Origin of the sequence: Streptomyces sp. NPDC059201 (genome assembly GCF_042754585.1) — a bacterium.
In the GTDB taxonomy this organism is placed as follows: domain Bacteria; phylum Actinomycetota; class Actinomycetes; order Streptomycetales; family Streptomycetaceae; genus Streptomyces.
The window spans coordinates 484987-509751 of the sequence record NZ_JBHZBB010000001.1 but is presented as its reverse complement, the minus strand read 5'-3'; the positions used below and the strand labels follow the sequence as shown (position 1 = coordinate 509751).

Annotated in this window: 20 protein-coding genes; 14 read left to right on the top strand and 6 right to left on the bottom strand. The window is 73.4% G+C overall.

Going from position 1 to position 24765, the window contains the following annotated elements; translation table 11 throughout:
• From ACFXMG_RS02325 to ACFXMG_RS02290, 8 genes are all read left to right on the top strand, one after another.
• A complete protein-coding gene (locus ACFXMG_RS02325; RefSeq protein WP_383830468.1) occupies positions 1–2625 on the top strand; it encodes a S8 family serine peptidase in 2625 nt (874 codons plus the stop codon).
• 80 nt (positions 2626–2705) lie between these two features.
• A complete protein-coding gene (locus ACFXMG_RS02320; RefSeq protein ID WP_383830470.1) occupies positions 2706–3650 on the top strand; it encodes a helix-turn-helix domain-containing protein in 945 nt (314 codons plus the stop codon).
• Positions 3651–3848: 198 nt separating this feature from the next.
• Complete coding sequence (locus ACFXMG_RS02315) at positions 3849–4160, top strand: hypothetical protein (RefSeq protein WP_383830473.1); 312 nt, start codon at positions 3849–3851, stop codon at positions 4158–4160.
• Positions 4157–5512, top strand: coding sequence for an MFS transporter (locus tag ACFXMG_RS02310; RefSeq protein WP_383830476.1), 1356 nt, complete (start codon positions 4157–4159; stop codon positions 5510–5512). The genes ACFXMG_RS02315 and ACFXMG_RS02310 overlap by 4 nt, the downstream gene beginning before the upstream one ends.
• Positions 5513–5838: 326 nt before the next feature.
• A complete protein-coding gene (gene sigK, locus ACFXMG_RS02305) occupies positions 5839–6426 on the top strand; it encodes an ECF RNA polymerase sigma factor SigK (RefSeq protein ID WP_383813939.1) in 588 nt (195 codons plus the stop codon).
• Positions 6423–7169 carry an anti-sigma factor domain-containing protein gene (locus ACFXMG_RS02300; protein ID WP_383813937.1) on the top strand — a complete coding sequence of 249 codons (747 nt, stop codon included), beginning with the start codon at positions 6423–6425 and terminating at the stop codon, positions 7167–7169. Before sigK ends, ACFXMG_RS02300 begins: the two co-directional genes overlap by 4 nt.
• 199 nt (positions 7170–7368) lie before the next feature.
• Positions 7369–7530, top strand: coding sequence for an LPXTG cell wall anchor domain-containing protein (locus ACFXMG_RS02295; protein WP_383813935.1), 162 nt, complete (start codon positions 7369–7371; stop codon positions 7528–7530).
• Positions 7527–9011, top strand: a complete 1485-nt coding sequence (locus ACFXMG_RS02290) for a glycosyltransferase (RefSeq protein WP_383813933.1) — start codon at positions 7527–7529, stop codon at positions 9009–9011. The genes ACFXMG_RS02295 and ACFXMG_RS02290 overlap by 4 nt, the downstream gene beginning before the upstream one ends.
• A 34-nt stretch (positions 9012–9045) precedes the next feature.
• Here the strand turns inward: ACFXMG_RS02290 and ACFXMG_RS02285 are convergent, their stop codons facing one another.
• Positions 9046–10143: a thioester reductase domain-containing protein gene (locus ACFXMG_RS02285; protein WP_383813930.1), complete on the bottom strand. Its 1098-nt coding sequence runs from the start codon at positions 10141–10143 to the stop codon at positions 9046–9048.
• An 18-nt stretch (positions 10144–10161) separates the two neighbouring features.
• Between ACFXMG_RS02285 and ACFXMG_RS02280 the strand changes: the two genes are divergently transcribed.
• Positions 10162–10728: an EF-hand domain-containing protein gene (locus ACFXMG_RS02280; protein WP_383813928.1), complete on the top strand. Its 567-nt coding sequence runs from the start codon at positions 10162–10164 to the stop codon at positions 10726–10728.
• 123 nt (positions 10729–10851) lie between these two features.
• Here the strand turns inward: ACFXMG_RS02280 and ACFXMG_RS02275 are convergent, their stop codons facing one another.
• Positions 10852–12861 carry an ATP-binding protein gene (locus ACFXMG_RS02275; protein WP_383813926.1) on the bottom strand — a complete coding sequence of 670 codons (2010 nt, stop codon included), beginning with the start codon at positions 12859–12861 and terminating at the stop codon, positions 10852–10854.
• Positions 12862–12901: 40 nt separating this feature from the next.
• Positions 12902–14725: a cytochrome c biogenesis protein DipZ gene (locus tag ACFXMG_RS02270; protein ID WP_383813924.1), complete on the bottom strand. Its 1824-nt coding sequence runs from the start codon at positions 14723–14725 to the stop codon at positions 12902–12904.
• Positions 14726–15195: 470 nt separating this feature from the next.
• Here ACFXMG_RS02270 and ACFXMG_RS02265 point away from each other — a divergent pair, with 470 nt between their 5' ends.
• A complete protein-coding gene (locus tag ACFXMG_RS02265) occupies positions 15196–15828 on the top strand; it encodes a fasciclin domain-containing protein (protein WP_383813922.1) in 633 nt (210 codons plus the stop codon).
• A 48-nt stretch (positions 15829–15876) separates the two neighbouring features.
• Positions 15877–16020 carry a hypothetical protein gene (locus ACFXMG_RS02260; RefSeq protein WP_383813920.1) on the top strand — a complete coding sequence of 48 codons (144 nt, stop codon included), beginning with the start codon at positions 15877–15879 and terminating at the stop codon, positions 16018–16020.
• Positions 16021–16127: 107 nt separating this feature from the next.
• Here ACFXMG_RS02260 and ACFXMG_RS02255 read toward each other — a convergent pair whose 3' ends face one another.
• Positions 16128–19253: a BTAD domain-containing putative transcriptional regulator gene (locus ACFXMG_RS02255; protein WP_383813919.1), complete on the bottom strand. Its 3126-nt coding sequence runs from the start codon at positions 19251–19253 to the stop codon at positions 16128–16130.
• Positions 19254–19495: 242 nt separating this feature from the next.
• Between ACFXMG_RS02255 and ACFXMG_RS02250 the strand changes: the two genes are divergently transcribed.
• The 3 genes from ACFXMG_RS02250 (at position 19496) to ACFXMG_RS02240 (ending at position 22710) form a co-directional block, all read left to right on the top strand.
• Positions 19496–20974 (top strand): GDSL-type esterase/lipase family protein, encoded by a 1479-nt coding sequence (locus tag ACFXMG_RS02250; RefSeq protein ID WP_383813917.1) that lies wholly within the window; start codon positions 19496–19498, stop codon positions 20972–20974.
• Positions 20975–21190: 216 nt separating this feature from the next.
• Entirely contained in the window at positions 21191–21955 is a 765-nt protein-coding gene (locus ACFXMG_RS02245; RefSeq protein WP_383813915.1) for an IclR family transcriptional regulator, read from the top strand.
• A gap of 119 nt (positions 21956–22074) precedes the next feature.
• Positions 22075–22710, top strand: coding sequence for a carbonic anhydrase (locus tag ACFXMG_RS02240; RefSeq protein WP_383813914.1), 636 nt, complete (start codon positions 22075–22077; stop codon positions 22708–22710).
• A 70-nt stretch (positions 22711–22780) separates the two neighbouring features.
• On the opposite strand, the gene ACFXMG_RS02235 is transcribed toward ACFXMG_RS02240, so the two are convergent.
• Positions 22781–23305, bottom strand: coding sequence for a VOC family protein (locus tag ACFXMG_RS02235; RefSeq protein ID WP_383813913.1), 525 nt, complete (start codon positions 23303–23305; stop codon positions 22781–22783).
• Between the two features lie 117 nt (positions 23306–23422).
• Entirely contained in the window at positions 23423–24619 is a 1197-nt protein-coding gene (locus tag ACFXMG_RS02230) for a S8 family peptidase (RefSeq protein WP_383813911.1), read from the bottom strand.
• Positions 24620–24765: the final 146 nt, after the last annotated feature.

Genomic DNA, 24765 nt, shown 5'->3' with positions numbered 1-24765 from the left:
GTGTACAGACAAGCGATCCCGGCCGCCGCGGCCCTCATACTCTTCCCGGCGGTCCTCCCAGGCAGTCCGGCGCCCGCCGGCCCGGAGGACCGTACGGGTCCCACCGTCACCCGTATCGTCACCCTCGACGGCGCGCCCGCCGCGCGGCAGGCGGCTCCGGGGGAGCGCGACGGGGCCCGCCGCGCCGTCGACACCTCCCAGCGGGCCCTCGTCGCCGCGGCGCGCGAGGCCGGCATCGACCTCACCGTGCGGCGCTCGTACCGCGAGGTGGTCAACGGGCTCACCGTACGGGTGCCCGCCTCCCAGGCCGCGCGGCTCGCCGGACTGCCGGGCGTCGCGCAGGTGTCGGAGCCCGTCGTCTACGCGGCGCCCGAGCGTCCCACAGCCGTCCCCCAGGAGGTCGTGGACCGGGCCATCGCCCAGGCCGGCCGGGAGGAGGCGCGTACCGGAGGACCGGCATCGGGACGCGAGATCGTCACCGTCACGGAACTCACCCGGGTCCCGCAGGCCCACGACGCCGGCCACACCGGACACGGCGTCACCGTCGGCGTCATCGACAGCGGGATCGCCTACGACCACCCGGCGCTCGGCGGCGGCGGGTTCCCGAACGCCAAGGTCCTCGGCGGGTACGACTTCGCCGACGAGGACGCCGACCCGTACGACGACGTCTACGGCCCCGCAGCCGGCCACGGCACGCACGTCGCGGGCATCGTCGCCGGTGACGACGGCCGGATCCGGGGCGTCGCGCCCGACGCCACCCTGCGCTCCTACCGCGTCTTCGGACAGAAGAACCAGGCCACCGACGAGATCGTGATCGCCGCGCTCGACCGGGCCGCCGCCGACGGGGTCGACGTCGTCAACATGAGCCTCGGCGCCACGGGGGAGCGCAGCAGCGGGGTGCTCTCCGAGGCCGTCGACCGCCTCGTCGCCACCGGCACCCCCACCGTCGTCGCCATCGGCAACGGCGCCGCCGGTCCCTTCAACGCCGGCGCGCCCGCGATCGCCGAGGGCGCCATCGCCGTCGGCAGCACGTACAACAGCCGCTACCCCTACCTGGCCTTCACCCTGGACGACGGCTCCACCGCGCCCGTCCCGTACCTGGACTCCGGCCGCGCGCCCGCCGCGCCCGCGACGGGGACCCACCCGATCACCCGGATCCCGTCGAGCTGCGACCCGCTGCCGGCCGGCAGCCTCGCGGGGCGGAGCGCGCTCTTCGCGCCGTACAAGGGCGTGGACTCGTACAAGTGCCGTCCCCTGGACATCGCGCGTGCGGCCCGGGCGGCGGGCGCCGTCGGGGCGATCCACTACGACCCGTCCGACACCTCGGGCCAGCTCCCGCTGGCGCCGTGCTGCGGCAGCATCGACATCCCCGTGGTCGGCGTCCGCCTCGCCGACGCGCAGCGGATCGACGCCGCGCCCGGCGCCTCCCTCACCTGGGGCGGCTACGCGGGCGCGGCGCTCAACGCCGACGCGGCCGGCCTCATGGACCGGACCTCCTCCTGGGGGCCCGGCAACGAGCTGGAGTTCAAGCCCGACGTCGCCGCGCCCGGCGGCTACATCCTCTCCACCCTGCCCCGCGCGCAGGGCTGGTACGGAGTGAACTCCGGGACCTCGATGGCCGCGCCGCACGTCGCCGGGATCGTCGCGCTGCTGCGCGAGGCCCGCCCCGACCTCACCCCCGCGGCGCTCCGCACCGCGCTGAAGAACACCGCCACCCCGCTCGCCATGACCGGCGACCACCAGCGCGGCGCCCAGCCGCTCGCCCAGCAGGGCGCCGGCCGCGTCGACGCCGTCGCAGCGCTCGCCGCCGCCACGGGCACGACGCCCACGGCGTCGCCCTCCGCACTCGCCCTCGGCGACCTCGAAGGCCGGCAGGCCGTCCGGCGCGTCACCCTCACCAACCCGACCGACCGGGCGGTGACCTACCGCACCGGCCACACCGCGGCCGTCTCCGCCGCCCCGCCGTACACCGGCTGGTGGAAGCCCGAGGACGCGTCCGCCGACGTCAAGCCGAACAAGCGGGAGATCACCGTGCCCGCCCACGGCTCCGCCTCGGTCACCGTGCGCGTCAAGGAGCCCCGGGACGTGCCGGCAGGGACGCTGTTCACCGGCTGGGTCGAGTTCACGCCCGTGAAGCCCGGCGGAGCCGTGCTCCGCGTCCCGTATCTGGGCGTCGCCGGCGACCTCGACGCGGTGTCGGCGATCAACTCCTCGTTCGTCGAGGTCAACCCCCTCCTCGACAACCCCGCCCTGCGGCCCGGCTACTACAGCTTCGGCAGGAACGAGCCGACCACCGTCGACCTCACCGACACGGCCACCGGCAACGACAAGGCATGGGTCATGCTCTCGCACGGCTTCCCCATGCTCGAACGGCTGCGGCTCCAGGTCCTCGACCAAAGCGGCCGGGTGATCGCGACCCCGTACGACGCGGCATGGCTGAAGCGGAACTCCGGCGCCGGCACCGGCATGCAGTTCTACGACTGGGACACCCTGCACGCCGACGGCACCCCCGCCGCCGCGGGCACGTACCGCCTGCGCTTCGTCTTCGACAAGGCCCTCGGCGACCCCGACCGGGCACCCGGCACGGAGACCTGGACCTCACCGGAGATCACCCTGGTCAGGTGACCCCCGAGCCCGAGGGCGCCGCCCGGAGCCGGCCCCCCGTCTGCGAGGATCCCGTCGGAACATCGGTACGGGAGGTCGGCATGGCACTGGAGGAACTCGGGCTCGCGGCCGACGAGGAACGCGTCTACCGCGTCCTCGTCGAACGGGCCTCCGCTACTCCGCAGGAGCTGGCGGAGGCCCTCGCCGTACCCGCCCCCCACGTCGTCGCGGCCCTCGGCGGCCTCGCCGAACGCGACCTCGTGAGCAGCCCGCCCGGCACGGAGCGGTACGTCGCCGCGCCCCCGGCCGTCGCGCTCGGCGCCCGCCTCGCCGCCCGCCGCGAGGGCCTCCAGCGGGCCGAGGTCGCCGTGGCCCGGCTCGTCGAGGCGTACCGCACGGGCAGCATGGGGCGCGCCCAGCGGGACCTCGTCGAGGTCGTCGAGGGCCGCGACGCGGTCCGCCAGCGCTACCTCCAGCTCCAGCTCGCCGCGCGCCGCTCCATCGACACCTTCGTCACCGGCGCGGTCCAGGTCGTCGGCCCCGCCAACACCGAGGAGCCGACGGTGCTGGCCCGCGGCCTCACCGCGCGCGGCGTCATCGACCAGAGCTTCCTCTCCGAGCCGCGCGGCGCCGACAACGTCGACGAGTCGATCGCCGCGGGCATGGAGGTGCGGACGGTGGAGTCCATACCGCTCAAGCTCATCGTCTGCGACGGCGAGGCGGCCATGCTGCCCCTCCAGGGGCGGGGCGACGAGGTCGACCCCAGCCTCGTCCTGCGCGGCGGCCTCGCCGCGGTGGCCCAGGAGCTCTTCGACTCGGTCTGGCACCGCGCCCGCCCGTACGGCGCCCCGCGCCACGACGTCGACCGCCTCGACACCCGCATCCTGCGCCTCCTGCTCGCGGGCCTCACCGACCAGGCCGTGGCGACCCAGGTGAACGTGTCCCTGCGGACCGTACAGCGCCGCATCCAGGGCCTGATGACCAAGGCCGACGCGACGACCCGCATCCAACTGGGCTGGCACGCGCGCCACAACGGCTGGGTGTGACCCCAGGCCGTCGCAGGCGGGCGGAGGGGGCACGGCACTGAGCCCGCTCAACCACGCCCGCCTGCCCAACCACGCCCGCCGCGTCAGCCGCGCCCGCCGGGCTCCGCCGTACGGTGGCCCGCCTCGGCCAGGCCCTCCGAGACCGCGTCGGCGAACGCCGCGATCGCCTCGTTGTGACGGCCGGGGACCCAGGAGGCAGTGCTGCGCCGGCACCCCGCAGTCGCCGACGCCGGAGTGGTGGGTGTCCCGGACCCGGTCCGGGGCCAGGCGGTCAAGGCGTGGATCGAGCTCGCGCCCGGCCGCGAACCGGACGCCACGCTCGCGGAGGAGATCTCCGCCTTCGCCCGCGAGGCGCACTCCCGCTTCGCCTACCCCCGGCTGATCGAGTTCGTCGACGCGCTGCCCCGCTCGGCCACCGGCAAGATCCAGCGGGCCGCCCTGCGCGCCCGTGACCTCGACCCCGCCGGCCGCCCGGCCGCCACGTCACCCCGGAAGGACGGCCGGCCATGACGACCGACAGCCGCACGCCCCAGCCGCCCGCCGCAGCCGCCGCCGTGGCACCCGAAGGGCCCGACGCGCCCGCCGTGCGCCGCAAGGTCGCCACCGCGACCGCCATCGGCAACTTCGTCGAGTGGTTCGACTCCGGCGCCTACGCCATCATGTCCGCCACCATCGCCGGACTCTTCTTCCCGCAGTACGACAAGACCGCGGCCCTCCTCGCCACCTGGGCCGTCTTCGCCGGAGGCTTCATCGCCCGGCCCCTCGGCGCCGCGTTCTTCGGCCGCTACGGCGACCGCATCGGCCGCAACCGCATGCTGGCGCTCAGCGTCCTGTGCATGAGCGGCTCGACGCTCCTCATCGGCCTGCTCCCCAGCTACGCCACCCTCGGCATCGCCGCACCCGTCCTGCTCTTCCTCCTGCGGGCCCTCCAGGGCTTCTCCACCGGCGGCGAGTACACCGGCGCCTCCGCCTTCATCATGGAGTACGCCCCCGAGGGCCGGCGCGCCCGCTACGCCAGCGTGGTGCCGCTGACCGTCGGCCTCGCCTCCGTCGCCGGAGCCCTCACCGGACTGCTGATCACCTCCTCGCTCGACGAGGCGGCGCTGAACAGCTGGGGCTGGCGCATCCCCTTCCTGCTCGCGGGACCGCTCGGCCTCATCGGCCTCTACCTGCGCAGCCGCATCGACGACACCCCGGTCTTCCGGGCGATGGAGCAGCGTGAGGCGGTCCAGGAGGCGCCGCTGCGCGAGGCGTGGCGGGTCTGCCGCCGCCAGGTCCTGACCCTGTTCGGCTACAGCATCACCAACGCCGTCGGGTACTACCTGACGAGCAGCTACATGATCGCCTACATGTCCGAGGAGGTCGGCTACACCAAGTCGGAGGCGATGCTCACCAGCGTCATCGCCATGCTCGCGTACAGCGCCGCCTGCCCGTTCATGGCGGCCGCGAGCGACCGGTTCGGCCGCAAGCCGATGCTCCTGGTGGCCTGCGGCGGCTTCGCGGTGGCGACCCTGCCGGCGTTCTGGCTCATCGGCACGGGCCTGCCGGGAGCGATCACCGGCACCGTCGTCCTCGCCGTCCTGGTCTCGGTGATCGGCACCTCGAACGTCCCGGCGATGGTCGAGATGTTCCCCGGCCAGCTGCGCGCGAGCGGCTCCGCCATCGGCTACACGGCCGCGTACGTCCTCTTCGGCGGCACCGCCCCGTTCGTCGCGACCGGACTCGTGTCCCTGGCGGGCACCCCGCTCGCCCCCGGCTTCTACCTGATGGGCCTGGCGGTGGTGTCGGCGCTCGTGGTCCTGTTCTCCTTCCGCGAGACCCTCCACCTGCCGCTGACCCGGACCACCGTCCTGGAGAAGTAGCGCCCCCGCGCGCGGCACGACGGCATGAAGGCATGAAGGCGGGAGGGAGGGCCGGTCCGGGACACCCGGACCGGCCCTCCCTCCCGCGTACTCCCTCACCGGCAGGTTCACTCGCACGGGTGGACATCCGGTCGGCGACGGGCCGAAACCGCCTCCCATCCGTGCACGCGTCCGCTACGAAGACCGTGCAAGAGACAGCCGGCCCCGCGTGTCCCGCGCGAGGCCCGGTCCGTACACGGTCTAAGGACACGCATGCGATGGACACCCCACTCACGGCCGGCAGGATCCGGACGCTTCGGCCGGTCCCGTCGACCGGAGCCCGGCCGGTGAACCGACCGCTCCGCTCCGGTGCCGAGGAGGACCCCGGCCGCGGCGAGCTCGCCGCGGTCATGCGCGAGGTCGCCCAGGGCGACAAGGACGCCTTCTCCACGCTCTACGACGCCCTCGCCTCCCTCGTGTTCGGCATCGTCGTCACCGTCGTGCGCGACCGGGCGCAGTCCGAGGAGGTCGCCCAGGAGGTCATGATCGACCTGTGGCGGCAGGCCGGGCGCTACCGGCCCGAGGCCGGGTCCGTCACCACCTGGGCGGCGACCATCGCGCACCGCCGGGCCGTGGACCGGGTCCGCTCCGCGCAGGCCGCCTCCGACCGCGAGCACGCCCAGGCCGCGCGCGAGCACACCACCGCCTTCGACGAGGTCGCCGAACAGGTGGAGACCCGGCTGGAGGGGGAGAGGGTACGCCGCTGTCTGCGCGCCCTGACCGAGCTCCAGCGCCAGGCCGTGACCCTGGCGTACTACCAGGGGCTCACCTACCGTGAGGTCGCCGAGGCCCTGCACGCACCGCTTCCCACCATCAAGACACGCATGCGCGACGGACTGATCCGGCTCCGCGACTGCATGGGGGTGACCGCATGAAACGACACGCGTCCGTCCACACCCTCGGCGCCGCCTACGCGCTGGGCGCGCTCGACGCGGACGAGCGGCGGGAGTTCGCCGCCCATCTGCGGGAGTGCGACGCCTGCCGTCAGGAGGCCGTGGAGTTCGAGGCGACCACGGCGCGCCTGGGGGCGGCCGTCTCCCGGACACCCCCGGCGGGGCTCAAGACGACGGTCATGTCCGCCGTCGACGGGGTGCGCCAGCTTCCCCCGGAGACTCCCGCCACCACGACCGCGGCCGGCTTCGGCGTCGCCGTACGGCGCAAGGCGCCGGCCCTGGCCCTGGCCGCCAGCGTGGCCGCCGTCGCGCTCGGCGGCCTGGCCGTGAACCAGACGCAGAACGCGCAGGAGTACCAGGACCGGGCGCAGCAGGCCGAGCAGCGCATGGACGACGTCAGCACGGTCCTGGCGGCACCCGACGCCCGGACCGTCCACGGCAAGGCCACCAACGGGGCGCTCGCCACCGTCGTCGTCTCCGACACCCAGGACAGGGCCGTCTTCACCGCAGGCGGTCTGCCCGCGCCGGCGGCGGGCAAGACGTACCAGCTGTGGCTCGACCACGACGGGACGATGCTCCCGGCCGGTCTCATCGCCGCCGACGGGACCGTGCCGATGACCGGCAGCCCCGCCGACGCGACCGCCGTCGGCCTCACCCTGGAACCGTCCGGCGGCTCGGACACCCCCACGAGCGACCCCCTCCTCCTGATGTCCCTGCCCGCCTGAACCCCACAGCGGCACCGCCCGGTGCTCAGACCCACCCCAGCCGGGCGGCCCGCCGGCCCAGCTGGAGGCGTTGCTCCATGCCGGTACGACCGCACGGCCATCGGGGGCTCTCCGTGGACGCGCCTCCCCGAGTGGCGTGTCGGGGACTTCCTAGCATCCCGGCATAAGTAGGAAAAGCCTACGAATGGGAGGATGGTTCATGTCGTACGGATCGATCGGCGGGCCGGGCGGGACCCTGGCGGCGACGGGGATGGCGACCGGGCAGGCATGGCTCGTCGCGGCGAGCGCCGCGTTCGTGCTCGCGGGCGTCACCCTCGTACGGTTCCGCTTCCGGCGCGGCCGCGGGCCGGTCTCGCTGTGACCCAGCCCGCCGGCGCGGTGGCACCCGGAGCCTCGGCTCCGGGTGCCGTCAGCCCCGGTTCTCCCCGGAAGGCACCGGTCACCGGCCGCTGGCCGGGAGTCCCCGTCCTGCCCTCCGCGTGGCACGTGTCGTCCTGGTTCCTCGTCCTGCTGGGCGTGGGGCCGCTGGCCGCGTTCTCGGCGTGGGGCATCGCGCACGCCGTGACCGTCGTCCAGCACGCCGGCGGCGTCGAGGCCGGCGGCCTGGCCGTGCCGTGGCTCGTCTCGTTCCTGCTCCTGTGGTGGGTCCCGCTGGCGTGGCTCGAACGGCCCAGCACCCCCGCCGGGCCGGAGGCGGACACGGTCGACGCCCTCACCGTGACCGTACAGATCCCGGTCTACAACGAGGACCCCGCCGCCCTCCGCGCCTGCCTGCACTCGGTGCTCGTCCAGTCCCGCCCGGTGACCCGCGTCCGGGTCGTCGACGACGGCTCCGTCCACGCGGACGGAACCCCGATGACGTACGCGGACGTCAAGGCCGAACTCCTCGAACGCGCCGCCGCCCGGGACATCGAGGTCACCTGGGACCGCACGCCCAACCGCGGCAAGCGGCACGCCCAGATGCACGTCCTCGCCGACGACGACGCCGACGTCTTCGTCACCCTCGACAGCGACTCCGTCCTCGACGTCGACGCCATCGCCGAGGGCCTCAAGCCCTTCGCCGACCCGAAGGTCCAGTCGGTCGCGGGCCAGGTCATCGTGCTCAACCACGCCGCCAACGCCCTCACCCGCCTGATCGGCGTGCTCTACCTCCCCTTCACCCGGGGCCTGCGCAGCGCCCAGTCGGTCCTGCGCCGCGTCACGATCAACTCGGGCACCCTCGCGTTCTACCGCGCGGACGTGGTCAGGGGAGCGGCGGGAGCGTACGAGAACGAGCGGTTCCGCGGCCGGCCGATGCAGATGAACGACGACTCGATGCTCACCTTCTACGCCCTCCTGGCGGGCGACACCGTCCACCAGCCGTCGTCGCTGGTGTTCACGCTGGTGCCGGAGCGGTGGCCGCACTACCTGCGCCAGCAGATGCGCTGGATGCGCGGCACCACCGTCCGCCACCTGTGGTGGCTGCGCTACATGCCCGTCCGGGGCGTCGTCTTCTGGAGCACCGTCGCCGAGTACCTCCACCTCGTCCTCGGCCTCGCCATCCCGGTCGCCCTCGTCTCGCACCCCGGCTTCCGCGACCACCTCGGCGCCGTGCTCCTGCTGGCCGTGGTGATCGGCGTCGCCATGAGCTACCTGATGGCCCTGCGCCTGTTCACCGTCTCCCGCACGGACATGACCCTGCGTCAGACCTTCCTGCTCTTCGCGCTGGCCCCGCTGGCGTCGCTCTGGCGGGTCGTCGTCCTCCGCCCGATGTACCTGTACGCGATGGCCACCTGCCACCGCGTCAACCGCTGGGGCACCCGCGAGAGCGTCGAGGTCGGCCTGAGCGCGGCCCGCGCCTGAGACGGCGGGATCCCCGACGGACCGGAAGGGCGGATCAGGGCGCGGGGATGATCCGGCGGTCGATCAGGTGACGGAGCATCCGGTCGAGCAGCTCGGGACCGGTGGTCGTCGAAGGGGTGGCGCCGATGCGGGCGAGCTCCGCGTGGGTGGCCCGGGAGTCGACCCGGGGGACACGGTAGTGGGGTTCGGTGGCGAGGAGGCGCTCCACGCTGTCCCACAGGGCCAGGACGACGAGGGCCTCGGGGCGGGCCAGGTTGGTAGAGAGCACCTCCTTCCACTCGGCGGGGGTGCACCGGCGGAGGGGGTAGCCGAAGGCGCGCAGATGCTCGAAGACGTCGTCGAACCGCAGGTGTTCGGGGTCGATGAGGTGGAAGGCCCGTCCCGTGTGGCCCGGTTCGAGCGAGAGGGCGATCAGCCCGCGGGCCACCTCGTCGACCGGGCCGACCGGGATGTCGCCGTCGGAGTCGGGGGCGACCCCCAGGGCGATGGCGGCGCGGACGACGCGGACCAGCAGGTCGGTCTCCGCGCACGCGCCGGTGCGGCTGTCGGCGACGATCACCCCGGGCCGGTACAGCGTGACGTCGGCCGCAGCGTCCCGCGTGAGGAGCTCGGCCTGGTACTTGGTCCGGGTGTAGCCGGTGGGGCCGGTGAACTCGCTCCGGGGCAGCGTGGTCTCGTCGACGTCGGGCTGGTCGCAGGCGCGCGCGTTGGTGAAGATCCCGAGGGAGGAGACGTGGTGGACGGGCTTGGGGCGGCGGTGCCCGGCCAGGTGCAGGATCGTCCGGGTGCCGCTCACGTTCGTGAGGGCGAGCCGGTCGTCGCCCGCGGCGAGGTTGACGGAGGCGCCGCAGTGGTAGAGGGCGTCCGTGGTCTCGGCGAGGCGGTCGTAGGCGTCCGCGGAGAGACCGAGCAGGGGCTCGCGGAGGTCGCCGCGCAGGGCGACGAGACGGCCGGGCTCGACGGGGCGCCGCGCGATCGACGTGACGTGGTCGTGCAGGCGGCGGGCGGGACCCGGGCCGGGCCTGCCGCGGACCAGGCAGTGGACGGTGGCGGACGTACGGTCGAGGAGCTCCGCGGCCATCCGGCCGCCGAGGAAGCCGGTCGCACCGGTCAACAGGACATGGTCGGTCATGTCACATAACGTACACGCATGACCACAACGAGTGAGGTCTTCCCCCGGGAGGACCGCATCCAGAAGAGCTTCCGCCACCTGGACGTGGACGGCAACGGATACATCGAGTACGACGACGTCATCGCGCTCGCGTCGCGGATCATGTCGGCCTTCGGCGAGACCCCCGCCGAACCCAAGGGCCGGGCGCTCCTCGACGGGTTCGAGACCTGGTGGCAGGCGCTGCTCGCCTCCCTGGACCTGGACGGCGACCGGAGGATCAGCCCGCAGGAGTACCTCCAGGGCATCCCCGAGGCGTTCGCCGACCGGCACCGCTTCGACAAGGCGTTCCGGCCCGTGGCCTCGGCCGTCTTCCGCATGGTCGACACGGACGACGACGGCGGCATCACGCCGGACGAGTGGGGCCGGCTCCAGCGGGCCTTCCGCAGCAGCGAACAGGACGCCGAGCTCTCCTTCCGGCACCTGGACACCGACCGCAACGGCTACCTCGACGTGGACGAACTCGTCGAGGTCGCCCGGCAGTACTACACCGGCACGGACGACTCCGCCGCCGCGAACTGGCTCTGGGGCCGCGTCCAGCCCTCGTGAACCCCGCAACCCGAGCACCCCGAGCGGCGACCCGCAGGCTCCCGGCCACCCGGCCGGGAGCCCACGCGTTGTGGCATCCACGGACGGATTCACGCCCACGGACGGATTCACGCCCACGGACGTTCAATCCGCCCCCAGCACCCCCTCCAGCGTCACGAACGGGTCCGCGAGCGAGGCCAGGGTGTAGACCGTGTCGTACGCGGCGCTGCCGAGCTGCCGCCGCGCCGAGCGTTCCGACCGCTCCCGCAGCGGACCCAGCTCCGGGGTGCCCCGCTGCGGATGGCCGACCATGTTCCAGAACGCCTGCCCCGCCCCGTACGCCACGGCCGACTCGCCCGCCCGCTCCAGCGACGCCAGGGCGGCCGCCAGCAGATCGAGACCCAGACCGAGCCCGAAGGCGTCACCGATCGCCCGCTTGTCCCGCAGCATCGCGCGGGCGTGCGAGGCTGCGTCGGCCGGCCTCCGCTCGTACAGCGCTATCACCGCCAGCTGGTACTCGGTGTAAGCCCGGGTCCACTGCTCGCCCGCGTCCACGGCGTCCGCCCGCAGGGCCTCGGCCTCGGCGCGCGCGGCCTCCAGGGCACCGGAGGCGGTCAGCCCGAACACCCGCACCAGCCGGCAGCGGGCGCGGGCCGAGGCCGCGTCGTGCGGGATCGTCAGCGCGCGGTCGGCGGTGGCCAGGGCGTCCCTCGGGCGCCCCCGGAGCAGCATCACCAGCCCCTGCACGTACGCGGCGTCCGCGAGCAGCCGGCCGTCCCCCGCGAGCACCGCCTCCTCCCGCGCGCGGTCCCCGAGCCGGGCCGCCGACTCGTACTCCCCCTGGAGGGAGCGCACGACGCCGAGCGCCCAGCACACCTTCGCCAGGACCGCGGGCGGCCCCGCGACCACCTGCATGCACTCCTCCAGGTAGTGCCCGGCCTCGTGCAGTTGACCGCAGCACGCCCAGAAGAAGCCGAGACCGCCGGCCATCGCCGCCGCCCGGGTCGGATCCACCGCCAGCAGGTGCTCCAGCGCGGCGCAGAGATCGCCGAAGCAGCCGGCGATCATTCCGTACGCCTCCGCCTGCTCCGGCCCCCACCAGGCGGCCTCGGCGGAGACGACCAGGTCGTGGAAGCGGCGCGCGTGCCGGTCGCTCGTCGCCCGCGCCTCGCCGAGCTCCGCGAGCCACATCCGCCCGTACTCGCGGACCGTGTCCAGCATCCGCAACCGGTCGCCGTGGAGGGTGACGAGGCTCTTGCGCCGCAGCCCGGCGAGCGCCCGTACCAGCGCGGCGTCGGTCAGCGGCCCGCCGAGACAGACCTGCACGACGTCGTCCACGGTGGCGTCCGAGCGGAACACCGAGAGCCGTGCCCAGAGCAGCCGTTCCTCGGGATCGCAGAGTTCGTGGCTCCACCCGATGGTCGTGCGGAGCGCGCGATGACGCGCCGGCCGGACCCCGCTGTCCGCCCGCTCCTCCAGCGCGAGCCGGTCGCGCAGGAGCCGGGCCATGATCCCGACCGGGCGGTCGGGCAACTGGGCGGCGGCCAGCTCCAGGGCCAGCGGAATGCCTTCGAGCCGGCGGCACACCTCGGCGGCGGCCACGTGTTCGCCGGGGGTCTCCCAGCGCACGCCGACATCGGCCGCGCGCCGGGTGAACAGCTCCATCGCGTCCGGCTCCGCCGGCAGCGGCTCGACGGAGAACACCGACTCCCCGGCCGCCCCCAGCGGTTCCCGGCTCGTCGCGAGCACCACCAGGGCCGGGCAGCGCGCGAGCAGCGTCTCCACCAGCGCGGCGCACGCGGCGACCAGATGCTCACAGGAGTCCAGCACGAGCAGCAGGCGCCGCGCGCCGATCCACGAGGCCAGCGCGTCGGCCGGCTCGCGCGGCGAATGGTCCGACAGGCCGCAGGCGTCGGCGACCAGAGCCGTCAGCAAGGTCCCGCCGTCCAGCGACCACAACGGTGTCCAGTGCACGCTCCCCACGGTGTCCGGCGCGAGCCCGCCCGCGACGCGCGCCGCGAGACGGGACTTGCCGACCCCGCCCGCTCCCACCACCGTCACCAGCCGGTGCCGCCCCAACCGCCCCGCCAGCTCGGCGACTTCCCTCTTCCGCCCCACGAACGCCCCGCGCTCCGGCGGCACCCAACTCTCCACACCCACATTGTGCTCGCGTGCGGACCCGTTATCGGTCCGGTCACCCGAAGGTGAACGCGAACGCTTGCAGTCCGGGAGTCAGCCGGAGCTCCAGGCGGACCTCGCGGGCGGTGTCGTGGTCGGTGAGCCGGTACAGGGTGGGTGTGCCGCTGACCCGGATCGTCTCCGTGCGCTTGCCGTCGACGAGGACGGTGACGGTGCCCTCACCGGCGAGGACCAGCCCGGCGTTCTTCGCGAAGTACGTGAGCGCGACGCGGGCGTCGGCACCGGCCGTGAAGTGCTCGTACGACGCCTTCCAGGTACCGGCGAGGGACACCTTGTTCAGCGGCACCCCGTCGGCCGGGAAGGAGTAGACGACGTTCTTGTCCGGCGTGATGTCGGGGGTGCCGGTGTATCCGCGGATGCGGTGCGTGCTGAGGTACGTCTCCGGGGTGCGGCCCTCGGTCAGCTGGTCGTCCGCCTGGTCGGTGGGCGGCGGGAGCGGGACACCCGGGTCGGCCTCCTTCAGCAGCTCGCGGATGTGTCCCTCCGTCTGCGCGTACCGGCCCTCGCCGAACGCGAAGTACCGTACGGTCCCCTCCGCGTCGATCAGGTACTTCGCGGGCCAGAAGCGGTTCCGGTAGTTGTCCCAGGTGTCCAGGTCGTTGTCGAGGGCCACCGGGTAGGTGATGCCGAACTTGCGGGTCTGGTCGGCGACGTTGCCCTCGTCCTTCTCGAAGGCGAACTCGGGGGAGTGCACCCCGATGACGGTCAGACCGCTGTCCCGGTAGGCGCGGTCCCAGTCCTTGATGTGCGGGAGGCTGCGCTGGCAGTTCACACAGGAGTAGGTCCAGAAGTCGAGGAGCACGACACGGCCGCGCAGCGCTTCGAGGTCGACCGGGCTGCCGTTCGGGGTGTTGAGCCAGGCAGCGATGCCTTCGAGCGGCGGTGCCTGACCGCAGGAGCGGAGCTCGTCGACCCCGTCCTCGCAGCGGGAGAGCTCCTTGTTGGAGTCGTCGTAGAGGCCCGAGAGCTGCTGCCGGGCGAAGTCGCTGTCCTCCACCTGCCGCTGCGCCGCCGAGGTGTAGTTCGGCAGTGCCCGCTGGAGGGCGGTCGTCACGTCGAAGGCGAGGGCGAAGGCCAGCGCGATCATCACGATCCCGGACACGATCCGGAGCTTGCGCGCCCGGGTCCGGAAGGCGGCGACCCGCTCGGAGACCCGACGGCCGGCGAGGGCGAAGAGGAGGAGCGGGATCGCCGTGCCCACCGCGAACGCCAGGGTCAGGGCGACGATGTCGGCGGAGATCTCACCCCGGGCGCCCGCGACGGTGATCGCCGCGAGGACCGGCCCCGCACAGGGGACGTACAGCAGTCCGAGACCGAGCCCGAGGACGAAGGCGCTGCCCTCCTTGTTGACCCGGCGCTGCGGGATCCGCGCGAACGGCCTTTCCAGCTGCCGTTCGATCGGCGGGAAGATGAGGCTGAGCCCGATGAGCACGAGGAGCGAGAGGCCGAGGTACCGCAGGACGTCCTGCGGCAGGCCCAGCGCCGAGATGATCGTGACGCCGAGCAGGGTGAAGAAGCTGAAGCTCAGGACGAGGCCGGCGACGACCGCGTAGGGGCGCCAGTTGCGGGCGGGCCGGGGCGGAGGCGCGGGCGTCGGCCCGTCCGCCGTACCGCCGTCCCGCTCACCCCCGTCCTGTGGCTCCCCCTCGCCTGGTACGCCGCCCACCCGGGCGCGCTCACGTGGCGCCGGTGCGTCCTTGCCCGGTGTGTCCGTACCCGGGCCGCCCGTGAGGAAGACGACCGGGAGGACCGGCAGGATGCACGGCGAGACCGCGGTGATCAATCCACCGAGGAGGCCGATCAGGACGAGCGTGAGCATGAGGACCGCCTCTTCCGGGGAATTCCGATGAACCCGACGAGTCCCGCCGTGTTCCGTCGTTCCGTCGTTCCGTGGTGCAGCGTCTTTCGACGCCTATTCGGACCGGGCGCGCGGCCGGATGGGCGGACTCGCGGAAAGGACGGGGCGGGCGGGGGTTTCCGGGGTGATCGCGCGGCTACCGTGACAAGCTCCGGTCCGCCGCCGGGAACCACTGCGCGGGCCGGGGCCTGCCCCGGGCCGCGGGCGGGGTGCGTGGTCGACGCACCCGGCACGCAGAGCCGCGGCCCGGACAGGCCGGCCGCCGCGCCTCCCGCACACCGTTCCGATGCGTCGCTCCTTCGGGGGACGGACCAATCCGTCCCCCGGCCTCGCGCCGAATGCCTGGTGTGAGCGCCTTCCGCGTCAGTGCGGAAGTCCCGCCGCACCGACCGCTCCCCGATGGGGAGCGACCCTTCCAAGGAGCGCAGATCATGAACGCCATTTCCCTCCGCCGCGTAGCCGTAGCCGTGTCCGTCGCGGCGTTGCTGCCCCTCTCGCTCGCCGCCTGTTCCGACTCCGGCGGCTCCGACGCCGGGCGGAACGCGCCCGCCGCCGACGGGGCCGCGATGGCGCAGAGCCCGGCGACCGGCGACGAGCCCTTCGGCCCGGGCTGTGCCGGAGTTCCCAAGGAAGGGGCCGGATCGTTCGACGGGATGGCCAAGGACCCGGTCGCCACGGCCGCCTCCAACAACCCCGAACTCTCCACCCTGGTCACGGCGGTCCAGAAGGCCGGCCTGGTCGAGACGCTCAACGACGCCGAGAACATCACGGTCTTCGCGCCGACGAACGACGCCTTCGCGAAGATCCCGAAGGCCGACCTCGACAAGGTGCTCAACGACAAGGCCATGCTCACCAAGATCCTCACCTACCACGTCGTCGGTGAGCGGCTGACCCCGGAGCAGCTGGAGAAGGGCTCCTTCGACACGCTGGCGAAGAGCAAGCTCACGACCAGCGGATCCGGTGAGAACTACACCGTCAACGACTCCGCCAAGGTGGTCTGCGGGAACGTGCCGACCGCGAACGCCACCGTCTACATCATCGACACGGTTCTGATGCCCAAGTAGTGCCCGGGTACGGCCCCGGGCGCGACGGGCCACAGGTGGTGAACCGCCATGACCGACGAAGAGTTCCTCCGGCTCCAGGAGGCGGCGCGGGCCGAGTCCCGCAGGAATCTTTTCCCGCCGCCGATGGACGACGACGACTCGCGGTACGAGCGGGCCACCCGGCACGCGGAGTCCGGGGCCGCGGCGCACTGACGCCGTCGCCGTCAGTCCCTCAGTTCCTTCAGTTCCTCAATTCCTCGGTTCCTCGGTTCCTCACAGCGTGGCCCGCCCGGCGGGCCACGCTGGTTCTCTGCCCGGTGTCAGGAGGTGGGGCGGGGGAGGGCGGGTACGCGCGTCCCGCCGCCGGCGCGCAGCGAGGCCAGTGCCTGTGCCGCGGCCCGGCTCTCCGCCGTCAGGCCGCCCAGCGGCAGGGACCGGTCGATCGCCTCCCCGAGCACCGCGATCGCGTCCCGCCGCCGGCCGTGCAGCGCGAGGGCCCTGCCGAGGACGGTGAGCGCCGTGACCTCCTTGCGGGCGAAGCCCAGCTCCCGGCTCAGGTCCCTGGCCGTCTCGGCCGCCGTGAGGGCGGCCGGGGCGTCCCCACACTCCAGGTGGGTCTCGGCGACCATGACCAGCACGGCGGCCTCCACGAACCGCAGGCCGAGCATCCCGGCCAGCGTCAGCGCGCGGCCGTAGCACGCCTGCGCCGCGGCGAAGTCGCCCAGCATGCGCCGGGCGGTGCCGTGGTGGACGAGGACCTGGGCCTCGCCCATGGGATCGCCGAGCCCCCGGTAGAGCAGCAGCCCGGCGGCACCGGCGCGGACGGCCTCCGCGACCTGGCCCAGCGCGATGTGGGCGGCGGCGAGATTGCCCAGGGTGTTGGCCTCGCCGGAGGTGTTCCCGGTGCTCTGGTGGATCTCGGCGGCCTGGCGCAGCAGCGCCACCGTGTCCGGCGCGTACCCGTTCCGGGACGCCGCCACCAGCGCCGTGACGGTCAGCGCCTCGGCCAGGATGAGGGGTTCGTCCTGCGCGTGGGAGAGCCGGGCGGCCGCGTGGATGTGATCGCTCGCCTCCTCCGCGCGCGACAACTGCCACAAGGCGCCCGCGAGCATGTAGCGCACGGCCGCCTCGGCGCTCGGCAGCCCCGCCCGTACGGCGGCGGCGGCCAGTTCCAGGCCGGGGTCCACGATGTCGGGCCAGGCGTAGCCGCGCTCCAGGAGGGGGTCGAGGCCGAGGAGCAGCCACGCGGCGCGCTCCACCAGCCCGGGCGCCCCGCCCGCCGCCTGCCGCATCACCCGCATCAGGAAACCCCGTTCACGGTCGAACCAGGCGTGGGCCTCCTGCGGGGTGGGGAAGGGAGCGGGATACGGCCCATGGGCGGCGCCGGCGTCGGCGGGGGCGGGGGTACGCGCGCCGAGCCGGTGGGCGAGCCCGTGGCCGGGGCGCAGGAGGAGATAGGCGGCGCGGGCCCTGTCCAGCAGGTCGTCGAGGAGGCGGACGAGCGCCTCGTGGACGGCCTCCCCGGACTCGACGGCCTCGCACCGACCGCGTGCGAAGAGCCGCAGCAGGTCGTGGAAGCGGTACGTACCCAGGGCAGGGGACTGGAGCAGCCCCCGGCGGACCAGCTCGTCCAGCCGGCGCTCGGCCTCGTACGGGTCGAGCGCGAGCAGCGCGGCCGCCGAGGACAGCGACAGGCTCACGGCGTCGGGGACGGCGAGCAGCCGGAACGTACGGGCGAGGGCGGGGTCGAGCTGGTCGTAGCCGATCCGGAAGCAGGACTCGACGTCCAGGTCGCCCGTGCTCAGCCGCCCCAGCCTGCCCCGCTCGTCGGCCAGGTGCCCGACGCAGTCGGCCAGCGGAGTGCCGGGACGCGCGGACAGCCGGCAGGCGACGACCCGTACGGCGAGCGGCAGATGGCCGCACAGGGAGAGCAACTGCTCGGCAGCCCCGGCCTCGGCCTCCACCCGCGCGGGGCCGATCACCGAGCGCAGCAGCTCCCTGGCCTCGTCCGGGGAGAACGCGTCGAGCTCGACGGAGTGCGCGGGGACCGCGCCGAAGCGCCCCCGGCTCGTCACGATCACCGCGCACGCCGGGTCGCCGGGCAGGAGCGGCTTGACCTGCGCCGCGTCCGCCGCGTCGTCCAGCACCAGCAACACGCGGCGGCCGGCCAGCGTGGAGCGGAACAGCGCCGCTCGTTCCTCCGTGGCGCCGGGGACGGTGTGGTGAGGGACGCCGAGGGCGCGCAGCAGCCCGCCCAGCACCTGGTGCGGGTCCGTCGGCCGTTCCCCGGCCCCGTGGAGGTCGACGAACAGCTGCCCGTCGGGGAACGCCGCCCGCACGAGGTGGGCGACGTGCACCGCGAGCGCCGTCTTGCCCGCGCCGCCGATCCCCGCCACCACGCACACGCGCACGGCCGTGCCCGACGGCCGGAGCAGCACCTCGCGCAGCTCGGCGACGGCCTCCCGCCGACCGGTGAAGTCCATGGCGTCGGCGGGGAGCTGGGCGGGGCGGGGAAGGGACGCGCGGCCGGGCGGCGGTCCGGAGTCCTCCGCGCCGCCGGACGCCGGTCCGCCCGGAGCCGAGCCCGCGTCACCGGGCACGGCGACGCCCGTGGTGACGACCTGTACGGCCGCCACGGTCGACGCGGTCGGCGCACGAGGTGTCAGACCCGGGTCGGAGCGCAGGATCCGCTCGTGCAGCTCGCTCAGCCGCCGGTCAGGGTCGATCCCCAGCTCCCGCGCGAGCAGCGCCCGCGCACGGTGGAAGACCTCCAGAGCGTCGGCCGTACGGCCTGACCGGTGCAGCACCCGCATCAGGAGCTCCCACAGGCTCTCCCGCAACGGATTCGCCTCGGCGGCGGCCGACAGGACCCGCACCCACTCGGAGAGCTCCCACGCGTCGTCGCACTCCAGGTCGGCCCGGGCGGCGGATTCGAGCGTCGCCAGGCACCACTGGGTCAGATGCTCCCGCCACGTTTCGGCGAACGGCCCCGGAAGCCCTTCGAGCGGAGAGCCCTGCCACCGCGCGAGAGCCTGGCGGAACGACCGCCGCGCCAGCTCGGCGTCCCCGTCCCGACGGGCCCGCACCGCCGTCTCGGACTCGCGCCGCGCGAGGGCCACGTCCAGCGCCCCCTCGGGCAGACGCAGCGCATAGGCGGAACCGTACGAGGAGAGCACGCTCGGAGCGCCCTCCACCCCGGACCCGACCTCCAGGACCGCGCGCAGCCGGGAGACGTAGGTCCGCACGATCGTGGCGGCCGTCTTCGGCGCGTGATCCCCCCACAGCCCCTGGATCAGCTCGGCGACCGTCACCGACCGCCCCTCAGCCAGCAGCAGCGCGGCCAGCACGGCCCGCTGCTGCGGCCCGCCCAGAACGAGTTCCCTGTCACCCCGCCGACCCCGCAGGGGCCCCAGAAGCGTGAACGAAAGAGGCGTACCGGAGCCCACCCTGAAAGACCTTCCGATCGTGCCGCCCCGCGGTCCGTGCGTACCCGCGTGCCCCCGCACCTCCCCGGACCCGTGCCACGGCACCCGCCGACCCGAAGGCCCCGAACGTACAGGCCAGCGCCCCCACGACTCCTCAGTCGTCCATGCAATGAGACAAAACGGCCCACATGCCGGATCGCGAGATACGTCCGGGTGGCCCTCTCGGGGAGCCGTGGCCGGTCGGCGTGCCTACTGTGACGGGCATGCCGAGTGCAGCAGCCGACCAGCTCAGCAGGCGGGTCGGCCTTCGACTGAGCCGTCTCCGGTCCGCCGTGGCCCGGGAGGCGTGGGCGTGGCTCGAACGGCACGGCCGCATCACGTCCGACGACCCGGGCGGGCGCCGCTTCGGGTATCTGGGCCGTGGCGTGTCCATCGGCTTCCCGGTGGGCTCGCTCTACGGCGAACCGTGGATGGAGATCGGGGACGGCACCCTCGTCGGCAGCCAGGTCACCCTGACGGCCGGACTGCTGCCGGGGATGGACCTCGGGCCCGAGCCGGTCCTGCGGATCGGGGCCGGCTGTGTGATCGGGCGCGGCAGCCACGTCGTGGCGCACGAGTCCCTCACCATCGGCGACGACGTCTTCATCGCCCCGTACGCCTACCTCACCGACCAGAACCACGGCTACACCGACCTCCGCGTCCCCGTCGGCCGCCAGCCGCCGCGCAACCGCCCGGTGGTCATCGGCGACGGCTGCTGGATCGGCGCGGGCGCCGTCGTCCTGCCCGGCACCCGGCTCGGCCGGAACGTCGCCGTGGCCGGAGGCTCCGTCGTCCGCGGCGAGTTCCCCGACCACTGCCTCATCGGCGGCGTCCCCGCGCGCGTGCTGCGCCGCCACGACCCCGTCAGGGGCTGGATCCGGCCGGGAGCGGCATCGGCACGCACCACGTACCCCGAGACGAAGACGAAGGAGACCCTGATGGACCTGGCCCGTCCCGAACGCACCCCCGACATGATCAACATCATGATCGTCGGCGACTCGATCAGCCACGGCAGCAGCGGTGACTGGACCTGGCGCTACCGCTTCTGGAGGCACCTGCGCGACCACGGTGTCGAACTCGACCTGGTCGGTCCCAAGGCCACGCTCGACAACATCCGCACCGAGGAGGTCGGCGACGACGACGCCACCTACGCCGACCCGGAGTTCGACCCCGACCACGACGCGCAGTGGGGCCGCCCCTACCTCTCCGAGAAGGACGAGATCGAGGAGAAAGTGCGAGAGCACCGGCCCGACCACCTGCTGGTGCTCCTGGGTATCAACGACCTGTTCTGGTACGGGGTCGAACCGCCGCAGTTCGAGGAGAACCTCCGCGCGTTCGTCTCCCGTGCCCGCAACGCCAAGCAGGACCTGAACATCACGCTCGGCACCGTCCTCCAGTGCCAGAAGGGCGTGGACGAACCGGACTTCGGCGCCCGGATCGACGCCACGAACGAGCGGATCCGGGCCGTGGCGTTCGACCTCGACAGCCCCGCCTCACCCGTCCATGTGGCCGAGACCGCCGCCGAGTTCGTGGCCGCCGAGCACACCTGGGACGGCACGCACCCGAACCCGAACGGCGAGCTCCGCATCGCCGCCGCCTTCGCCGACGCGCTCGCCTCCCGCTTCGGCATCGGCGCACCCTACCCCCGCCCGTATCCGGACGTGCCGCCGGTCACCCCGCAGGCCAAGGCGAGCGTCGACTGAACCGACTCACGCGCATACAGGCGGGTTTGCGCCATGGCGTAAACCCGCCCAAGGAAAGGCTTGCCGGGCGCTGGCCGGCCTGGTTGTCTCTGGACCCCTGCCCTCTGTGTCACGCCCGTGCTTCATGCCTCATCACTCCGGAAGTGCCGTGATGCCGCTCGCGCCGCCGACCGCGACGGCTTTGAACCCGCCTCATTCAGATCGAGAGAACACTCAGTGTCGTCGGCACCACCAGCGTCGGACCCCAAGACGCTCATCCACTCCGTCCAGCGGGCGCTGCGCCTGCTCCGGATCCTCGAAGAGCGGGGCGGCCACGCCACCGCGAAGCAGCTCGCCCGGGCGGCGGAGCTGCCGCTGCCGACCGCGTACCACCTGCTGCGCACCCTCGCGCACGAGCGGGTGGTGTCCAAGGAGCGGAGGACGTACGCGCTGACCGGCATCCCGGAGCGGTACACCGCCTCGGAGGCACCGATGCCGCTCCAGGGGTGGGTGGACCACCTCAGCCTCGACCTGGACGCGGCCGTGTACTTCGCGACCTACCAGGAGGGTGAGATCCGCGTCTCGAACGTGTCCCGGAACCCCGAGCGCCCTCCCGTCGAGGAATGGGCCGACTTCGGCGCCACGGGCCACGCCCACGCGTTGGGACGGGCGATCCTCGCGCACCTGGACCCGGAGGCGCGCGCCGACCACCTCAGCCGCCATCCGGTCACCGCGCTCACCCGGTTCACCGTGCCCGGCCGCACCGCCTTCGACCGCCTCATCGCCGTCTCCGGCCCCAGGACCCCGGTCCTGGAACAGCAGGAGTACGCCCTCGGCACGGTCTGCGCGGCCGTCCCGATCACCGTCGGTTCCTCGGTCGCCGCACTGGCCCTGTCACTCCCGTCCGCGAGAGCCCAGGAGCTGAAACCCCTGGCGGAACGCCTCCAGACCCGCGCCGAGAACGTCCTCCTGGGCCTCCACTTCAGCATCCGCCCCGCTTGAAGGGGCGACCCCGCCCCCTCGTTCACGGCCGTCGTGGCGAACAGGACACCCGTCTCGGGATCCGGACGTGGGGGTGTGCCCGTACGGGATTAGTGGTGGTCGGCCGCTAGGGTGACGTCATGCCCAGGACCTCTCCCACAGTCGCCCTCGACGCCCTCCTCGCCGGCAACCGCCGCTTCGTCGCCGGTACGCCCGAGCATCCGAACCAGGACGCCGCGCGGCGTACGGAACTGGCGCCCGGCCAGGACCCGTTCGCCGTCGTCCTCGGCTGTTCCGACTCGCGGCTCGCCGCGGAGATCATCTTCGACCGGGGGCTCGGCGACCTGTTCGTCGTCCGCACCGCCGGTCACGTGACCGGCCCCGAGGTCCTCGGCAGCGTCGAGTACGGCACCAGCGTGCTCGGGGCCCGCCTGGTCGTCGTCCTCGGCCACGACTCCTGCGGTGCCGTCGCCGCCGCCCGCGCCGCCGTCGCCGACGGCTTCCCCGCCGGCGGCTTCGTCCGCGACGTGGTCGAGCGCGTCATGCCGAGCGTGCTCGCGGCCAGGGCCGCCGGCCTGACCTCCGACAGCGACATCATCGACGAGCACGTCCGCCACACCGTCGACCTGCTGCTCGACCGCTCCCGCGTCCTCTCCGAGCAGGTCGCGGCGGGCGAGACCGCCGTCGTCGGTCTCGGCTACCAGCTGACCGACGGCCGCGCCCGCGTCGTGACCACACGCGGCGTCACCGCCCCCGAGGCCGTCCCGGCCATGTGACCTCCCGCTCCGGCCCGGGGTTTCCGGGCCGGAGCAGGTCGTCGGCGCCTGGCGCGCCGCGGCCCCTGAATCAGTTCTTCGGAAGCTGCGGGGCGCTGGACACCCCTGTCTCCCGGCCGCTGAGCGCCGCGTCCAGGGTCTCCTGGGCCGTGCTCATCGCGTCGGCGTACTTCGGCTCGGACATCCGCTGCCAGGCAACGTCGGGATCGACCTCTTCGACCCGGCTCACCACCCACCAGATGTTGCCGAACGGGTCGCGCACCCGGCCGCCGCGATCCCCCCAGGCGCTGTCACTGACCTCGGTGATCACCTGTGCCCCGTGCGCGACGGCAGAGGCCATGGCGGCGTCCGCGTCCGGGACGTAGATGCGCAACAGCGAGGGCATGACCGGCCAGTCGGGCCGCCGGTCGAAGGCCAGCACGACCGTGTCGCCGACGCGGATCTCGCCGTGGCCGATGGTGCCGTCCTCGACCGGCACGCGTGCGATCTCCTCGCCCTCGAAGGCGAGGGTGATGAAGTCGAGCAGCGCGGCGGTGTCGTCGGTGACCACCCACGGCGCGACGCTGGTGTAGCCCTCGGGTGCGGTGTGACGCATCGGTGTCGTCCCCTTCTGTGGTTCTGCGGATGAGATGACGCTAAGGCCCAACTAGGCCAACCAGTGTCCTAGATGAAGCAGGAACCCAGCGCCATCCCACGCTGACCCGATGGGGACTTACAGGCCGCCGGTGAACAGCAGCTTGTTGGGGGTGTTGTTGCTGAGGTTGGTCAGGACCCCCTTGGTGGAGTTGCCGTCGAGCCACTGGCTGATCTCGGCCGGGGAAGCCGTGGGGTGCTCGGCCTTGTAGAGCGCGGCGACGCCCGCGACGTGCGGGGCGGCCATGGAGGTGCCGTCCAGCGAGACGGAGCCGCCGCCGAGCTTCGCCGACACGATGTCCTGGCCCGGCGCGAAGAGTTCGACGCACCGGCCGTGGTTGGAGAAGGACGTCTCCTCGTCCCACACGTTCGACGCCGCGACCGTGAGCGTCCCCGCCGCCGAGGCGGGCGAGACGGTGCAGGCGTCCTTCGCGGAGTTGCCGGCCGCGATGACGGGCAGCACGCCCGCGGAGTAGAGGGCCGTGGCGGCGTTGTTGAGGGCCACGGACCTGTCCCCGCCCAGCGAGCCGTTCAGTACGGCCGGCTGCTTGGCGTTCTTGGCGACCCAGTCGAGACCGGCGATCATGCCCGAGTACGCGCCCCGGCCGTCGCAGCCGAGGACGCGGACGCTCACCAGCGCGGCCTTGCCGGCGACCCCGTACGTGTCGCCCGCGACCGTGCCCGCCACGTGCGTGCCGTGGCCGTTGCAGTCCTGGCCGGAGCGTCCGTCGCCCATCGCGTCGAAGCCGAACGTGGCCCGGCCGCCGAACTCGTCGTGGGCGTAGTCGATGCCGGTGTCGAGGATGTACGCGGTCACCCCGGCACCGCTGCCCTGGGTGGTGAAGTCGTTGTCGAGCGGCAGGCTCCACTGGTTGATCCGGTCCAGGCCCCACGTGGCGGCCGGGCTGCGGGTGCCCACCGGCGTGGTCGGCTGGGGCGGGGTGAGGGCCACCGCGTCCTCCTCGACGGACGCCACCCCCGGCGTCTTCCTCACGAGGTCCAGCTGGAGCGCGGTCAGCGGCGCCGCGAACCCGTTGAGCGCCTTCTCGTAGACGAACGTGGGCTTCAGACCCAGCTTCTCCGCGGCCGCGGCCGCGTCGACCGTCTTGTCGAGGGTCACGATGTACTTGCCCGGCACCGCGTTGGTGGCGGTGACGAGCGGCGCCGGAGTCGGGTCCGGTGCGGCGGCGGACTCCGAGGCGAGGGCCGCCGGGCCGGCGAGGGCCAGGGCGGCGGTGGCAGCGCTTGCGAGAGCGAGCCTGGTACGTGTGTTCATGGCGGGAGGGCATCATGCAGAGACGATCACTGACTATGACATTCGCTCTGATTCCGGCAGATGCGCGAAAGATCACCGCAATGCGCTCCGCCGAAACGGTGTCGTACGCCTCCGAACAGTGGACGCGGGCCCCTTGCCCGCCCCTT